The sequence below is a fragment of the Kitasatospora sp. NPDC053057 genome, assembly GCF_044546945.1.
Lineage (GTDB): Bacteria > Actinomycetota > Actinomycetes > Streptomycetales > Streptomycetaceae > Kitasatospora.
Window position 1 is genome coordinate 50,337 of the sequence record NZ_JBITZP010000033.1, and the last position, 14,886, is coordinate 65,222.

Below are 14,886 nucleotides of genomic sequence, written 5' to 3' on the forward strand. Positions count from 1 at the left end.
CGGACAGCTGAACATCGGGGCCTCCGCACCACTTCGACCTCCGGCGGTGCTCCGAGCGAACTGCGCGCGGGTAGGTGCGACGCCCGCCGCCGTGCGCCCGGACCCGGCCTTCGGACCCGTCAGACGTGCGGGTTCAGCCGCTGGCGGACGATGTTGAGGACGTCGGGGGCCTGCGCCCAGTACATGACCCTGGGGCCGTCCTTGCCGGCTGAGTTGGCGGAGACGATGCCGCGGCCCTCGCGGTCGGTGTTGTTGGTGATGGTGAAGACCAGCCCGCCCGAGTCGCCCTGGGTGCAGGCCCAGTTCGCGTTGTGGCCCATGACGCCGTACACCGCGTGGACCGAGCCGTCGTCCCAGCGCAGGTTGTAGGCGATGCTCTCGTTCTGGACCTTGATGCCGCAGGGCACACCGTGGCCAGTGTAGGTCGACCGGTCACGGTGATGCCCGAGGCGTCCGGGTTCACGGCGACCGTGTACGCCTCCAGGTCGTCCGCCCGGTCCACCTCGGCGCTCCGGAGGATCCGGTCGACCTGGGCCTGCAAGTTCCGCTTGGTGTACTCGGCATGGGCGATCCTGACCAGGCCCGCCTCGATGTCCGGGTGCGCGGCCTTCGCGGCGTCGACGAGTGCGCGGCCCTGCTCGTCGGTGACGGCGTAGAGGGTGACGGTGCCGCCGTCCTCGTCCACGAAGAGGTTGCCGTACGCGTCGGCGTGGTCACCGCGGCCCTGCTCGTTGAGGGCGTCGGCGAGCGCGTTGAGCGGGGCAACCTTCCTCGCGTGCTCGAGCATCGCCACATCCGTGGTCGGCGCACCCGGGGTGGGCTTGGCGAAAACGGCGCCGGCCTCGGCTGCGGCCGCCGCGGGACCCACCGGCACGGCGGGCACGAGTGCGATGGCGGCGGCAGCGGCGACCATCCGGGCTTTCCTCGACATCGGTGCAGAGAGCAAGAATCCGGGCCTTTCCGAGTGCGCCTCAGGCCCCTCGCCCGAAGCACGGCCAGTTGAGCACGGAGAGTTACAGCTCCATCACCTCGCTTGATCCGTGTCGCGCGAAATCGCCTGGCCGCCGCACGGACGCACGGGGCCGCCCCTCCTGCGGCCGCCCGACGGACCGGCTCGTCGCCCGACCGTCAGGGCAGCACGGCCACCGCCTCCACCTCCACCAGCTGGTCCGTGTAGCCGAGCACCGTGACTCCGAGCAGCGTGCTGGGGGCGTCATGCTCCCCCAGGTACTCCCGGTACACGTTCCACACCTTCACCAGGTCCGCCTGATCGCTGGAGGCCACGTACACGGTGGTCCGGGCGATGTCCGTGAGCCCCGCACCCGAGTCCTCCAGCACGGTTATCAGATTGCGCATCACCTGGTGCGTCTGGCCCTCGTAGTCACCGACGGCGACCGTACGCCCCTCCTCGTCCAGCGGGCAGGCCCCGGCGAGCCAGAGCGAGCGGGCCGGGGCATCGACGACCGCCGCGTAGGCGTAGTCGACGGCCGGGGTGAGACGGGTGCTGCGGACCAGCTTGACGGCGCTGCTCATGAGGCCCTCCGAGGGCTGTGACCGAACGTTCGCGCTCATCGTTGGCCCCTCACGAACGGCCGTCAAACCGATTTCCGGCGAACTCCCGGCCCGGCCAAGGCCCGTGTGCCCACGATTCACCTGTGCGGGTGATGGCGGACGGCACCGCCGGACCGCGATCCTGGTGCCCGCCCACGCCAACAGGGCGACCACCACCGCAGCCAACACCGCCACCAGCCCCGGGAGTCGACCGATGGAGCCCCAACCGCCCGGCCGCGACCAGGCCTTCGGAGTCGGACGCCGCCGCATGCTCGGCCTCGCCCTCGGCGCGGGCCTCGCCCCGGCCCTCGCCCCGGCCGCCCAACCCGCCCACGCCGCACCCCCGTCCGAGCCCGCCGCCGCCCTGGGCCTGCGGGTCGCCGCCGTCGCCGCCGCGCAGATCGGCGTCCCGTACGCCTGGGGTGGCGGCGACCGGCTGGGCCCGGGCCTCGGCTTCTGCGACGCGGACAACGGCTACCTCAACGGCGTTTGCCTGGGCGAGAGCACGGTCGGCTTCGACTGCAGCGGCCTGTCCCTCTACTGCTGGTACCGCGCCAGCCACGGGACCGTCGAGCTCGGGCACTACACCGTCGCCCAGTTCAACCGCAGCGCGCCGGTCGAACGCGACGCCCTCGCCCCCGGCGACCTGCTGTTCTTCTCCCGCCCCGACGCCCCGCTGCACCACGTCGGCATCTACGCGGGCGATGGCGCGATGATCCACGCCGAGCGCACCGGCACGCTGGTCGCCCGGGTGGAGAAGGTGCTCGACCTCCCGCGCTGGGCGGGCGAGTTCGCGGGCGCCCGCCGCCCCACGCCGCCTGCCGCCTGAGCTCACACGGCGCCGCGCCGCACCGCCATCCCCTCGTTCACCCGCCGCAGCAGCCCCTGCAGCACCCGCCGCTCCCCCTCGTCCAGCGGTGCCAGCACCTCGTCCTGCACCGCCCGGGCCTGTGCCTCCAGTTCGGCCAGCAGCGCCCGCCCGGCCGCGGTGACGGAGACCGAGACCCGCCGCCGGTCCGCCGGGTCCCGGCTGCGCTCGACGTACCCGGCCGCGCCCAGCTGGTCGGCGACCTTCGCGAGGTCGCTCGGGTCGATGCCCAGCCGCCGCACCAGGTCCCGCTGCGCCTGCGGGCCGAAGTCGGCGAGCGCGGCGAGCACCGCCATGTCCCAGAGCCGCAGGCCGCGTTCTGCCAGCTGCTCGCCGAGCCGCCCGCGCGCGGTCCGGCCGATCCGGGCGAGCAGGAAGGTGCTGAGCTCCAGCAGGGTCGGCGGCAGTCCGTCGGACGGGGCGGGGGTCTCGGAGGCCATGGCGTCATTCTAGGGTTCTCCCTATAGTGGGTTCCAACCCACTATTTTCGATCCCAGGAGTTCGACCGTGGACGCCCTCTACCCGCGCCTGCTCGTCACCCGCTTCGCCGAGTGCTTCGGCTTCTACCGCGCGGTCCTGCCCCCGCTCACCGGCGCCAACCTGGTCAAGGGCGCACCCGAGGGCCCGTACGCCAACTGGGACGTCGAGGAGCAGGCCGTCCTGGTGCTCTACGACCGCGCCGCGATGGCCGCCGCCCTGGGCACCAACGGGCTGCCCGCCCACCCGGCCACACCCGCCCAGGACGCCGCGATGCTGGTCTTCCGGGTCGACGACGTCGACAAGGCGCTCACCCTCTGCCTCGAACACGGCGGTGTCCTCGTCGCCCCGGCGACCGACCGCCCGGAGTGGGGTCCCACCCTGCGCAGCGCCCATCTGCGCGACCCCGAGGGCCACTTGATCGAGCTGCAGTCCTACTGACCGCCGACAGTCCCGCCGGACACCGCCGGCCGCCGGAGGTGCGCTCGCACTCCTCCGGCGGCCGGCGGTGTCCGGGGCGCTCAGCTGTGGAAGACCTGCAGCTCGCGGACCGCGTCGTTGAAGTCCGGCCCCAGGTAGGCGGCCGGCAGGCCCAGCGTCTCCTCCTTGCCGAGCGTCGACCAGAGGTGGACGGTGTTGCAGTTGTTGTAGCCCTTCATCGAGGAGACGCTCAGCGCCACCCCGAAGTAGTTGACCAGGTGGTAGCCGGTGGAATCGCAGCCGCCGGCATCGCCGAAGAAGGAGTAGATGACGCCGCCGCCGTAGTTGATGTCCTTGTACTCCTCCAGCAGCAGCGTCCGGTCGGCCGGCTGCTGCGCGCCGCGGGTGCGGTGGTCGGCCTGGGCGAGCGCGTCGGCGGTGGAGTCCGGTGAGCAGGCCCGGCCAAGCACCGGCGAGACGCCGTCGGCTCCGGGCAGGTGCCCGAGGACGGCGGCGCAGTACTGGACCTCCGGCACGGGCAGCGGGCGGAGCCCGGCCGAACTCGCCGGGGCGGCGGCCACCGCCCCGGCGAGGGCGAGACAGGCGGTGAGGACGGGAGCGACGAACCTGCGCGGTCTGCGCATGGGTACCTCCGGAACCATGGGGACAGCGGCGGCCGTGGACTCGGCCGCCGCGCCCATTCGACGGGCGGTCGTCTCCCCCGGCCCCGCCGACACACCGGGCACCGCACTAGTCGTACGTATGCCCCTGGTTCACCGGGCGGGCGCGTCCCGCCACAGCTCGGCGCTGCAGTCCGCGACCAGCGCGCCGATCCTCGACCAGGCCTCCTCGGCGGGCATCGGCTCCAGCCGGCGGCCGTCCCGCAGCCGCAGTGCGACCCGGTCGTCCACGGCCTCCTTGGCGCCGATCACCGCCTGGTAGGGCACCAGCCGGGCCTCCCGGATCCGGGCGCCGAGGCTGCCGTGCTCGGGGCCGGCGACCTCGGCCCGCAGTCCGAGGTCCAGGCAGCGCTGCCGCAACCGCTCGGCCTGCGGCAGCTCGGCGTCGGAGATCGGCAGCAGCACCACCTGGGCGGGGGCGAGCCAGGCCGGGAACGCCCCGCCGTACAGCTCGATCAGGTGGGCCACCACCCGCTCGACGCTGCCGATCACGCTGCGGTGCACCATCACCGGACGGTGCTTGGCGCCGTCCGGGCCGATGTAGTGCAGGTTGAAGCGCTCGGGCTGGTGGAAGTCGATCTGCACGGTGGAGAGGGTGAACTCGCGCCCGGCGCCGTCCGCGATCTGCACGTCGATCTTGGGACCGTAGAACGCGGCCTCGCCCTCGGCCGCCTCGAACGGCACCCCGGAGCGCTCCAGAACGTCGGTCAACAGCGCGGTGGCGCGCTGCCAGAGTCCGGGATCGGCCACGTACTTGCCGCCCTCGCCGGGCAGTGAGAGCCGGTAGCGGACCGGAACGACGCCGAGCGCGCGATGCGCCTCGCGGATCAGCTCCAGGGCGGCGACGGCCTCGTCGGCGGCCTGCTCGGGGGTGCAGAAGACGTGCGCGTCGTTCAACTGGATCGCCCGGACCCTGGTCAGCCCGCCGAGCACACCGGACAGTTCGGAGCGGTACATGCCGCCCAACTCGGCCATCCGCAGCGGCAGTTCCCGGTAGCTGTGGGGGCGGGAGCGGAAGATCAGCGCGTGGTGCGGACACAGGCTCGGGCGCAGCACCATCTCCTCCGAGCCGAGTTCCATGGGTGGGAACATGTCGTCGCGGTAGTGGTCCCAGTGGCCGGAGATCTCGTACAGCTCGCGCTTGCCGAGCACCGGCGAGTAGACGTGGCGGTAGCCGGCCCGGCGCTCGCGACCGCGGATGAACTCCTCCAGGGTGTGCCGGATCGCGGCGCCGTCGGGCAGCCAGTACGGCAGGCCGGAGCCCATCAGCGGGTCGGTGTCGAACAGGTCGAGCTCGCGGCCGAGCTTGCGGTGGTCGTGCCCGGGCCGGTCGTTCACGGGCCGGTCGTTCATGAGCTGGTCGTTCATGGGGTGGTCTCCACTCGGGATCCGCGGGCGAGTGGAGCCGGGAACGACGAAGCCCCGGGGCACTCGCCCCGGGGCTTCGGACTTGGTCAGCAGTCAGCGCGCCGGGACTTGTTCCGGCGTCGTCGTGACGAGTGCAGCGCGCTTCATGCGTTCCACGGTAGCAGGTCTTCGATCCGCGTGTTGATCTTCATGAGCGAGCTCACAGCAGGCCGGCTCACCGCAGAACGACGCAGCCGCGCTGGGCGAGCGCCTCCCGCACCCGGTCCGACACCTGGACGTCGTTCCACCGCAGGTCGAGCTTCTCCAGTGCGGGCAGCGCGGCCGGGTCGGCCAGCCAGTCGGGCAGTTCGGCGATCTCGTTGCTGCGCAGGTCGATGCGGCGCAGCCGCGGCAGCCGGGCGAGGACGGCGGGGAACTCGGCGAGCGCGTTCTCCCGCAGCTCCAGCTCGCGCAGTTCGGACAGCAGCCGGAAGGAGGCCGGCAGGCCGGTCAACTGGTTGCCTCGCAGCCAGAGTTCGCGCAGCTCCCCGAGTGCGCCGATCGACTCCGGCAGCGCGGTGAGCCGGTTGCGCTGGGCACGCAGTTCGACCAGCTCCGCCATCTTCCCGATGGAGAACGGGAGTTCGGCGAGCCGGTTCTCGCCGACGTTGAGGTAGCGCAGCTCGGTGAGCCGCCCGAGCGACTCCGGCAGGCTGGTCAGCTGGTTGTCGTGCAGGTAGAGGAAGTCCCGGAGCCAGGTGAGCTGCGCCAGTTCGGCGGGCACCTCGGTGAGCAGGTTGTGGCCGAGGTCGAGGGTGCGCAGCCTGGACAACCTGCTGATGCCGGGCGGGAGTTCGGAGATCGCACCCTCGGCGAGGATGAGCACGGTCAGCTCGTTGCGGTCCCACACCGTGGTGAGCACCTCGGCGAGCACCGGGCCGAGCGGCTGCCGCCAGAGGTTGAGCGTCATGTCTGTCACGCCCGCCATTCTCCGCCGCCGCGGCGCTCACGGCCGTCAGACGGGGCTGCCGGGCGGGCGGGGTGGAACAGCCCGCCCTTCTCGTTGGTCGGGCCCCACAGGCCGGAGCTGTGATTGAGCAGCTGACGGACGGTTATGTGCTCGCCGTTTCGGGACCATCCCGGGCAGGTACCGCTCGATCGGGTCGTCCAGACCGGCCACCGCACAAGGCCCGTCGGCCGAGACCCCCAGCGAAGACCCGCCAGCAAAGCCCGCCAGCAAAGCCCGCCAGCGAAGACCCGCCGGAACCGCCCTACACCCCCGGAGTCGGGCGGACCGGGTGCTTGCTCATGATCGACACCCGGTTGAAGGAGTTGATGGTGATCGCCACCCAGACCGCCGCCGAGATCTCCTCCTCGGTCAGCACCTCCCGCGCGAGCGCGTAGGCGGCCTGCTGCGCGCCCGCGTCCGACGGATTGGTGGTCGCCTCCGCCAGCGCCAGCGCCGCCCGCTCCCGCGCGGTGAACAGCTCGGTGTCCCGCCAGGCCGGCAGCACGCCCAGCCGCTGGGTGGTCTCGCCCTCGCGCAGCGCGGCCCGGGTGTGCACGTTCAGGCAGTAGGCGCAGCCGTTGATCTGCGAGACCCGCAGGTTGACCAGCTCCACCAGCCGCCGGTCCAGCCCGGCGTCCGTCGCGACCGCCCGCGCCGCCTCGGCGGCCGCCAGCAGCGCCTTGTAGGCCTTGGGGCTCTGCTTGTCGATGAACACCCGACGCGCCGCCGGGACCACCGTCACATCACTCACCTGAACTCCTCGACTCCCACGGACACCATCGGCTCGCTGCCGTTCGGCACTCTGTCATGGCATAATAGTTGAATATAGAACTACATGGAACCGCATCCGCCGTGGGAGGGACCACAGCCGTGAGCACCGCCGAGACCGAGCCGCACCCCACCGCTCAATCACAGGACCCGTACGTCGAGGTCCTGTCCGCCCGGGACGTCCCGCTCGGCGGCCCGCGCGCGATGACCGTGCGCCGCACCCTCCCGCACAGCTCCCGACGGCTCATCGGCGCCTGGTGCTTCGTCGACCACTACGGCCCCGACGACGTCGCCCGGACCGGCGGCATGGATGTCGCCCCGCACCCCCACACCGGCCTGCAGACCGTCAGCTGGCTCTTCACCGGCGAGATCGAGCACCGGGACAGCCTCGGCGTCCACGCCTTCGTCCGCCCGGGCGAGCTCAACCTGATGACCTCCGGCCACGGCATCTGCCACTCCGAGGTCTCCACCCCCGCGACCACCGTGCTGCACGGCGTCCAGCTCTGGGTCGTCCTGCCCGAAGAACACCGCCACACCGCACGGGACTTCCACCACCACGTCCCCGAGCCCGTGGCCCTGGACGGCGGCGAGGCCCGCGTCTTCCTCGGCACCCTGGCCGGCCGCACCTCCCCCGTGCCGACCTTCACCCCGCTCCTCGGCGCCGAACTCACCCTCCGCCCGCACGCCGCCGTCACCCTGGCCGTCGACCCCGCCTTCGAACACGGCGTCCTGGTCGACCGCGGCGAGGTCAGCCTCGCCGACACCGCCCTCCACCACGGCGACCTCGGCTACCTCGCCCCCGGCCCCACCACCCTGACCGCCACCAACACCACCGACGCCCCGGCCCGCCTCATCCTCCTCGGCGGCACGCCCTTCGAGGAGCAGATCGTCATGTGGTGGAACTTCATCGGGCGGTCCGGTGACGAGATCGCACAGGCACGAAACGACTGGGAGAAGGGCCTCCGCTTCGGCGAGGTACACGGCTACGACGGTGCCCGTCTGCCCGCGCCGGAGCTGCCGTCGATTCCGTTGAAACCGCGCGGACGGGTCCGCTGACCTGCGGAAACTTGCGCGGTCAAGGACAAGGTCCTGCACGGGCAACGACAGCGCGCCCGGCCGGAACGCTCCGGCCTCACCCCGGTGCACCGGATCATGCCGTCGGGGCCGCCCGGCACCGGCAAGGGCATGACCCGTCGCAGCCCTGGCCAACGAGCTCTCCCCACCGCTGTTCAGCATCCGTCTCGACGGTCTGATCAGCCGCTTCACGGGAGAGAGCATGGCCAGGCTGCGCACCGTCCTCGAAGCCGCCGTGGAGACCCGGGCGGTCTACCCGTCGGACGAGTTCGACACCCTCGGGGCCATGCGCACCGCCGGCAAGACTGGATGCCTCATCCCAGGAGGAGGCCCGGGGTCACAGTTTGTACATCGCGGTGTACGGCTGGGTGATGCGTACCTGGTGCGAGCCGAAGTCGACGAGGACCGCGCTCTCGTCGGACCCTTCGACACCGACGACCCGGCCGAGGCCGTACCTGTCGTGGGTGACGCGGTCGCCGAGGGCGAAGTGCTTGCGTGGCGCTTCAGGCCGCGCCGTGAACGGACTGGTGGGCAGGTGGCGGCGGACTGCTGCAGATTTCGTCATTTCCGCCAGTATGCGCCGGAAATCGTTGCAGCGGAACCATCCGGAGCGATCGAACCGGGGCGGCGCCGAAATCAGTGTGTGTCGCACGGGCTTGCGCCCCTGGTGTGTTGATGGTCACGGCGGTGTCGGGCGGCGGCCCCTGACGGCAGCCTCCTCGAAACTCGGGATGAAATATCAACCCGCTCCGCGCCGCGGCCTGCTACAGTCGGTTTTAGTTGCAGTAGTGGTTCCCATGAACTTTGTGTGCGCCTGCTCATGTATCGCAGGCGCATTTTTTGTTTTTCCCGGCTCTTCCCCGGGTGGGTGCTCCATGCGGCGACTCGAACCCCGCACCGTGCGGGCTTCGAACAGCCCCTGAAGGAGATTTTTATGGCTAATGGCACTGTGAAGTGGTTCAACTCGGAGAAGGGCTTCGGCTTCATCGAGCAGGAGGGTGGCGGCCCGGACGTGTTCGCCCACTTCTCGAACATCAACGCCAACGGCTTCCGTGAGCTGCTCGAGGGCCAGAAGGTCGAGTTCGACGTCACGCAGGGTCAGAAGGGCCCGCAGGCCGAGAACATCCGCCCGCTGTAGTTTTCCTGCTCCGGCACCCGCCTGGCAGTGAGGGGCCCGCACCGCGACATGATGCCCGGTGCGGGCCCGTCGGCGTATTGACGCCGCGAAGTCACCCCGGCCATGGAGGCCGGCCCCTCGGCCCCGGATCACGAGGGCCGTCACCGGGAGAGACACACAGCGCCGTGTTCGGATCGGCGTCCTGCCGTGGCAGTTCACGGTTCGAGATCTCTCCACTCCCGCTCTTGCCGGTGGGCATCGACCGTAGGCGACGTGGACACGGACCCACCGCCCACGCTCCGCCCGTCGCACTTCCGGCCCGTTCCCTCGCGGTCTCCGCCGGCGCCCCACGCCGCAGAGCCTTCCTCGTGACGTGCCGCCCAGAGGAAGGTCTTCCCGCATGAACCACTCCAGTCGCTCCTGGCACCAGAAAGCCGGCTCCCGCTCAGGCGGGAGCTCCTCCTTCTACGGGTCGCGGCCTGCCGATGGCCGGTCCCGCGGCCGGGACCGCTCTCGGGGTTCCGCCCCGCAGGGCGAGTTCGCGATGCCGGTGAGCACCACCCCGGCCCTGCCGGCCGTCGAGTCCTTCGACGAACTGGACATGCCGAAGGGACTGCTGTCGGTGCTGACCCAGCAGGGCGTCACCGCGCCGTTCCCGATCCAGGCCGCAACCTTGCCGAACTCACTGGCCGGCCGCGACGTGCTGGGCCGAGGCCGGACCGGCTCCGGCAAGACCATCGCGTTCGGCCTCGCCGTGCTGGCCCGCACCGCCGGGCAGAGGGCCGAGCCGGGCTGCCCGCTGGCCCTGGTGCTGGTCCCCACCCGCGAGCTCGCGCAGCAGGTCACCGAGGCGCTCACGCCCTACGCCCGCGCGGTGCGTCTGCGGATGGCGAGCGTGGTGGGCGGGACGTCGATCAGCCGCCAGGCCTGGATGCTGAACCGGGGAGCGGAGGTCGTGGTGGCCACCCCGGGCCGGCTCAAGGACCTGATCCAGCGCGGCGACTGCCGACTGGACCGGGTCGGCGTCACGGTGCTCGACGAGGCCGACCAGATGGCCGACATGGGCTTCCTCCCGCAGGTCACGGAGCTCCTTGAGCAGGTCGCCGGAGACGGCCAGACCATGCTGTTCTCCGCCACCCTGGACCGCGACGTCGACCGTCTGGTGCGGCACTTCCTCAAGGACCCGGTCACGCACTCGGCGGACCCGTCCGCGGGAGCCGTCGACACCATGGAGCATCACGTGCTGCAGGTGCAGAACTTCGACAAGAACGCCACCATCGCCCACATCGCGTCCCGCGACGGCACGGTGATCATGTTCGTCGACACCAGGAGCGGCGCGGACCGCCTGGTGGAGGACCTGCTCGCGAACGGCGTGAAGGCCGCGGCCCTGCACGGCGGCAAGGAACAGCCGCAGCGCACCCGCACCCTGGAGCAGTTCCGCACCGGTCAGGTCACGGCCCTGGTCGCGACCAACGTCGCCGCCCGCGGCATCCACGTCGACGGGCTCGACCTGGTCGTCAACGTCGACCCGCCGGGCGACCACAAGGACTACCTCCACCGGGGCGGCCGAACCGCCCGGGCCGGCGAGTCCGGCACCGTCGTCACTCTGGTGCTGCCCAACCAGCGCCGCGGGATGGCCCGCTTGATGACCGCGGCCGGAATCATCCCCGTCACCACCAGGGTCAACGCCGGCGACGAGGACCTGGCCCGAATCACCGGCGCCCGCGTGCCCACCGGCGTGCCCGTCACCATCCCCGACCCCGTCGTCGAGCGCCCTCGCCGCAACGCGTCGACCAGCCGTGGCCGGCGCGGCCGCCCCGCCGCCGGCGACACCCGGACGGCCGCCGGCCGCGGCGAGCGCGGGTCCTCCGACCGCCGCCGGGCTCCCAGGCACAACGCCCCCACCGGGTAGCCGTCGACGGCTCGACCAGGACGGATGGAAGCGCCTCACCCCCCTCATGGCCGAACAGGCCCTGGCCGCTACCCCGGCCTCGGCCCGGACGCCTTCGGGCACTGCGGGGCCACCGGCGCCCAGTCCTTCGCCGACCCCCGCAGCGGCATCGCCCACAGCCACGCCCGCCGCCGCTTCGCCTTCGGCGGCGGGGGCGGCGCCCCGAAGATCTGGGAGCGGATAATGGCCTGACCGTCGGCCGGCCGCGCCCGCGGCACCGAACGACCTGAGAGGCAGAGGACGGATGACCCTGGAGGAAGGACGACGCGTCAGGCTAACGGCGGACCTCGGCATCGGTGAGACCGTCGCCGAGGAGCCCGGTGAGCCCGGGGCCGGGGCCGGGGCCGTCGTCGGGTTCCTCTCCCTGGGAGCCGGGGCCGAGGGCACCGTCGAGCGGGTGGACGGCGAACTCCCGGAGAGCGAGGAGGTCCGCGAGTACCAGCGGCTCAAGGCACTCTTCGAGGACTACGGGCACACCATGCCGGAGGCGAGCCGGGAGCGCCTGGAGGCGCAGATCGCCGCGCTGGAACCGGAGTGGGCCGCACACCGGGCGCGCGGAAGCCGGGTGACGGTCCGGGTCCGCCTGGACAACGGCTTCGTCCTCGACGGTGTACACCAGGACGTCCTTGCCGCACTGTGAGAGGACGTCAGCACGCCCTGGGAGCACGGGAGGCAAGGCGATGCCCACTTGGGGAGGAGGCAAGGCGATGCCCGAGATGACCGGAGGCAAGGCAGTGCCCGAGATGACCGGAGGGAGCGCCGACCGCGACGCGGCGGCCCCCAGCGAGACGAGCCCCACCGAGACGGACACCGGAACGGCCGCGGCCGAGGCTCCGGCCGCCGTCCGGCAGGAAGCGGAAGCCGAAAGCGCGCCGACCGACTGAGGCGCAGCTGACCTGCGGCGGCCGGGCCCCGGCCGCTGTCAGCCGAGCGCGGTGTCGGTGAGACCGAGGCGCAGGTGCTCGATGTGGTAGACGGCCTGGTCGAGCAGGGCCGCGACGTGGTTGTCGTAGAGCGCGTAGACGACCGAGCGGCCCTGCCGCCGGCCGACCACCAGGCCGAGGTTGCGCAGCAGGCGCAGCTGGTGGGAGCAGGCGGACTGCTCCAGCCCGACCTCGGCGGCGAGTTCGGTGGCGGCGCAGGGGCCCTCGCGCAGGCGGGAGAGGATCAGCAGTCGCGAGGGGGTGGCCAGGGCCTGCAGGGTGGTGGCCACCCGGGCAGCACTGGCTTCGTCCAGGCGGGTGTGCGGGACGGCGGTTGCGGGGGCGGCTCCATGACCCATGCGGGCAATAGTACAACTCATACATGAAGGACGGTTCATATGTTCATGTATGGTGGATGAGTCACTGGCCCCGTCCTGCCCCGAAGGGTCCCGTCCGCATGCCCACCAGCCTGATCGAGCGACCCGTGCCCTCCGCCGCGCCGCGTCCCGACACCGCCCCGCGCCGTCGCACCCGGGTGTTCGCCCTGCCCGAGGCCCGCTGGGCCGCCGCCGCGACCGTGCTGTTCCTGATCGCGCTCCCGCTCCAGCTCACCGGCGCCCCCGCCTGGGCCTGGGGCCCGCTGTACGCCCTCGCGTACGCCACCGGCGGCTGGGAGCCCGGCTGGGCCGGCCTCCAGGCACTGCACGAGAAGACCCTCGACGTCGACCTGCTGATGATCGTCGCCGCCCTCGGCGCCGCCGCCGTCGGCCAGGTCATGGACGGCGCGCTGCTGATCGTCATCTTCGCCACCTCCGGCGCACTGGAGGCCCTGGCCACCGCCCGCACCGCCGACTCGGTGCGCGGACTGCTCGACCTCGCCCCGACCACCGCCACCCGGTTGCTGGACGACGGCGCCGAGGAGAGCGTGCCGACCGAGCGGCTGGCGGTCGGCGACACCGTCCTGGTGCGGCCCGGCGAGCGGATCGGCGCCGACGGGCGGGTGCTGGACGGCGCGAGCGAGGTCGACCAGGCCACCATCACCGGCGAGCCGCTGCCCGTGGCGAAGGAGGTCGGCGACGAGGTCTTCGCCGGCACCCTGAACGGCACCGGCGCGCTGCGGGTGAAGGTCGAGCGCGACGCCTCCGACTCGGTGATCGCCCGGATCGTCGCCATGGTCGAGGAGGCCTCCGAGACCAAGGCGCCGACCCAGCTGTTCATCGAGAAGGTCGAGCAGCGCTACTCGATCGGCATGGTGATCGCCACCCTCGCGGTCTTCGCCGTGCCGCTGGCCTTCGGCGCGGCCTTCACCGGCTCGCTGCTGCGGGCGATGACCTTCATGATCGTCGCCTCCCCGTGCGCCGTGGTGCTCGCCACCATGCCGCCGCTGCTCTCCGCGATCGCCAACGCCGGCCGCCACGGCGTGCTGGTCAAGTCCGCGGTGGTCATGGAGCGGCTCGGCCAGGTCGACGGCGTCGCCCTCGACAAGACCGGCACCCTGACCGAGGGCACGCCCCGGGTCACCGACCTGCGCCCGCTCACCGGCTCCGGCCTCACCGAGGAGCAACTGCTCGCGCTCGCCGCGGCGGCCGAGCACCCCAGCGAGCACCCGCTCGCCCGCGCGATCGTGGACGCCGCCCGCACCCGCGGCCTGGCCCTCGCCACCGCCGAGGACTTCTCCTCCGCCCCCGGCATCGGCGTCACCGCCACCGTCGACGGCCGCGCCGTCGCGGTCGGCGCCCCGGCACGGCTGCTGAACGACGCCGAGGGCGCCGTCTCCGCCCGCGCCGCGGCCATCGCCGCCGAGCTGGAGAGCAGCGGCCGCACCGCCGTCCTGGTCGAGGCCGACGGCGTCCCGGTCGGCGTGCTCGGCATCGCCGATCGCCTGCGCCCGGACGCCGCCGGCACCGTCACCGCGCTCACCGCCCTGACGGGCACCGCGCCGATGCTGCTCACCGGTGACAACCCGCGCGCCGCCGCCCGACTGGCCGCCGAGGTCGGCATCACCGACGTCCGCGCCGGGCTGCTCCCCCAGGACAAGGTCACCGCCGTCCAGGAACAGGAGAAGGCCGGCCGCAAGGTCCTGGTCGTCGGTGACGGCGTCAACGACGCGCCCGCCCTGGCCACCGCCCACACCGGCATCGCGATGGGCCGGGCCGGCTCCGACCTGGCGCTGGAGACCGCCGACGCCGTCATCGTGCGCGACGAACTCGCCACCGTCCCCACCGTGGTGGCGCTCTCCCGGCGGGCCCGCTCCTTCGTCGTGCAGAACCTGGTGATCGCCTCGGTGTTCATCTCCGTGCTGGTGGTCTGGGACCTGGTCGCCACCCTCCCGCTGCCGCTGGGCGTCCTCGGCCACGAGGGCTCGACCGTCATCGTCGGCCTCAACGGCCTGCGACTGCTGCGCGAGGCCGCCTGGACCAGGGCCCGGGCCGAGGGCGGCCGGTAAGCGCCCGCCCAGCAGGAAAAGGCACCTCCCCGAGGCCGCCGCCCCGTACCAGGGGCGGCGGCCCGCTGTGCGTCAGGAGCCTCAAGAAGGAGTGTCAGCGCCCTGCTCGCTACCGCTGGTGCTACGGCACGCTCCGGGTTCCGGCGGGCGGCTGAGCCGGGTGGGGGGGGGGGGGGCCCCGGGGGGGCCCCCCCCCCCCCCCCGCCCCCCGGGGGGGGGGGGGCCCCCCCCCCGGCCCCGCCCCCCCACCCCCGC

Annotated in this window: 19 protein-coding genes; 10 read left to right on the top strand and 9 right to left on the bottom strand. The window is 72.5% G+C overall.

Annotated elements, in window-relative coordinates; all coding sequences use genetic code 11:
- Positions 1 to 119: 119 nt before the first annotated feature.
- Positions 120 to 407, bottom strand: a complete 288-nt coding sequence (locus ACIG5E_RS28665) for a hypothetical protein (RefSeq protein ID WP_396538119.1) — start codon at positions 405 to 407, stop codon at positions 120 to 122.
- Between the two features lie 155 nt (positions 408 to 562).
- Here ACIG5E_RS28665 and ACIG5E_RS28670 point away from each other — a divergent pair, with 155 nt between their 5' ends.
- A complete protein-coding gene (locus tag ACIG5E_RS28670; RefSeq protein WP_396538121.1) occupies positions 563 to 1,003 on the top strand; it encodes a hypothetical protein in 441 nt (146 codons plus the stop codon).
- Between the two features lie 125 nt (positions 1,004 to 1,128).
- Here ACIG5E_RS28670 and ACIG5E_RS28675 read toward each other — a convergent pair whose 3' ends face one another.
- On the bottom strand, positions 1,129 to 1,533 hold the full coding sequence (locus ACIG5E_RS28675) for a RidA family protein (protein WP_396538123.1): 405 nt from the start codon (positions 1,531 to 1,533) through the stop codon (positions 1,129 to 1,131).
- A gap of 232 nt (positions 1,534 to 1,765) precedes the next feature.
- Between ACIG5E_RS28675 and ACIG5E_RS28680 the strand changes: the two genes are divergently transcribed.
- Positions 1,766 to 2,380, top strand: a complete 615-nt coding sequence (locus ACIG5E_RS28680; protein ID WP_396538125.1) for a C40 family peptidase — start codon at positions 1,766 to 1,768, stop codon at positions 2,378 to 2,380.
- Positions 2,381 to 2,382: 2 nt separating this feature from the next.
- Here the strand turns inward: ACIG5E_RS28680 and ACIG5E_RS28685 are convergent, their stop codons facing one another.
- A complete protein-coding gene (locus ACIG5E_RS28685) occupies positions 2,383 to 2,859 on the bottom strand; it encodes a MarR family winged helix-turn-helix transcriptional regulator (RefSeq protein ID WP_396538127.1) in 477 nt (158 codons plus the stop codon).
- Between the two features lie 67 nt (positions 2,860 to 2,926).
- Between ACIG5E_RS28685 and ACIG5E_RS28690 the strand changes: the two genes are divergently transcribed.
- Positions 2,927 to 3,337, top strand: a complete 411-nt coding sequence (locus ACIG5E_RS28690) for a VOC family protein (protein ID WP_396538129.1) — start codon at positions 2,927 to 2,929, stop codon at positions 3,335 to 3,337.
- Positions 3,338 to 3,417: 80 nt separating this feature from the next.
- On the opposite strand, the gene ACIG5E_RS28695 is transcribed toward ACIG5E_RS28690, so the two are convergent.
- From ACIG5E_RS28695 to ACIG5E_RS28710, 4 genes are all read right to left on the bottom strand, one after another.
- Complete coding sequence (locus ACIG5E_RS28695) at positions 3,418 to 3,960, bottom strand: hypothetical protein (protein WP_396538131.1); 543 nt, start codon at positions 3,958 to 3,960, stop codon at positions 3,418 to 3,420.
- Positions 3,961 to 4,089: 129 nt separating this feature from the next.
- Positions 4,090 to 5,364, bottom strand: a complete 1,275-nt coding sequence (gene thrS, locus ACIG5E_RS28700) for a threonine--tRNA ligase (protein ID WP_396538133.1) — start codon at positions 5,362 to 5,364, stop codon at positions 4,090 to 4,092.
- Between the two features lie 214 nt (positions 5,365 to 5,578).
- The gene (locus ACIG5E_RS28705; RefSeq protein WP_396538187.1) at positions 5,579 to 6,313 is read right to left on the bottom strand and encodes a leucine-rich repeat domain-containing protein; all 735 of its coding nucleotides are present in this window, start codon (positions 6,311 to 6,313) and stop codon (positions 5,579 to 5,581) included.
- 301 nt (positions 6,314 to 6,614) lie between these two features.
- Complete coding sequence (locus ACIG5E_RS28710) at positions 6,615 to 7,103, bottom strand: carboxymuconolactone decarboxylase family protein (RefSeq protein ID WP_396538135.1); 489 nt, start codon at positions 7,101 to 7,103, stop codon at positions 6,615 to 6,617.
- A gap of 119 nt (positions 7,104 to 7,222) precedes the next feature.
- On the opposite strand from ACIG5E_RS28710, the gene ACIG5E_RS28715 reads away from it, so the two are divergent.
- Positions 7,223 to 8,176, top strand: a complete 954-nt coding sequence (locus ACIG5E_RS28715; RefSeq protein WP_396538137.1) for a pirin family protein — start codon at positions 7,223 to 7,225, stop codon at positions 8,174 to 8,176.
- Between the two features lie 355 nt (positions 8,177 to 8,531).
- Here ACIG5E_RS28715 and ACIG5E_RS28720 read toward each other — a convergent pair whose 3' ends face one another.
- On the bottom strand, positions 8,532 to 8,759 hold the full coding sequence (locus ACIG5E_RS28720) for a hypothetical protein (protein ID WP_396538139.1): 228 nt from the start codon (positions 8,757 to 8,759) through the stop codon (positions 8,532 to 8,534).
- Positions 8,760 to 9,128: 369 nt separating this feature from the next.
- Here ACIG5E_RS28720 and ACIG5E_RS28725 point away from each other — a divergent pair, with 369 nt between their 5' ends.
- From ACIG5E_RS28725 to ACIG5E_RS28745, 5 genes are all read left to right on the top strand, one after another.
- The gene (locus tag ACIG5E_RS28725) at positions 9,129 to 9,332 is read left to right on the top strand and encodes a cold-shock protein (RefSeq protein WP_344640564.1); all 204 of its coding nucleotides are present in this window, start codon (positions 9,129 to 9,131) and stop codon (positions 9,330 to 9,332) included.
- Between the two features lie 379 nt (positions 9,333 to 9,711).
- Positions 9,712 to 11,223, top strand: coding sequence for a DEAD/DEAH box helicase (locus ACIG5E_RS28730; RefSeq protein ID WP_396538141.1), 1,512 nt, complete (start codon positions 9,712 to 9,714; stop codon positions 11,221 to 11,223).
- A 24-nt stretch (positions 11,224 to 11,247) separates the two neighbouring features.
- Entirely contained in the window at positions 11,248 to 11,454 is a 207-nt protein-coding gene (locus ACIG5E_RS28735; RefSeq protein WP_396538143.1) for a hypothetical protein, read from the top strand.
- A gap of 52 nt (positions 11,455 to 11,506) precedes the next feature.
- Positions 11,507 to 11,902 carry a hypothetical protein gene (locus ACIG5E_RS28740; protein WP_396538145.1) on the top strand — a complete coding sequence of 132 codons (396 nt, stop codon included), beginning with the start codon at positions 11,507 to 11,509 and terminating at the stop codon, positions 11,900 to 11,902.
- A 67-nt stretch (positions 11,903 to 11,969) separates the two neighbouring features.
- Positions 11,970 to 12,146, top strand: a complete 177-nt coding sequence (locus ACIG5E_RS28745) for a hypothetical protein (protein ID WP_396538147.1) — start codon at positions 11,970 to 11,972, stop codon at positions 12,144 to 12,146.
- A gap of 38 nt (positions 12,147 to 12,184) precedes the next feature.
- Here ACIG5E_RS28745 and ACIG5E_RS28750 read toward each other — a convergent pair whose 3' ends face one another.
- Positions 12,185 to 12,544: an ArsR/SmtB family transcription factor gene (locus ACIG5E_RS28750; protein WP_396538149.1), complete on the bottom strand. Its 360-nt coding sequence runs from the start codon at positions 12,542 to 12,544 to the stop codon at positions 12,185 to 12,187.
- A 98-nt stretch (positions 12,545 to 12,642) separates the two neighbouring features.
- Between ACIG5E_RS28750 and ACIG5E_RS28755 the strand changes: the two genes are divergently transcribed.
- Entirely contained in the window at positions 12,643 to 14,631 is a 1,989-nt protein-coding gene (locus tag ACIG5E_RS28755) for a heavy metal translocating P-type ATPase (protein WP_396538151.1), read from the top strand.
- The last annotated feature ends 255 nt before the right edge of the window (positions 14,632 to 14,886 follow it).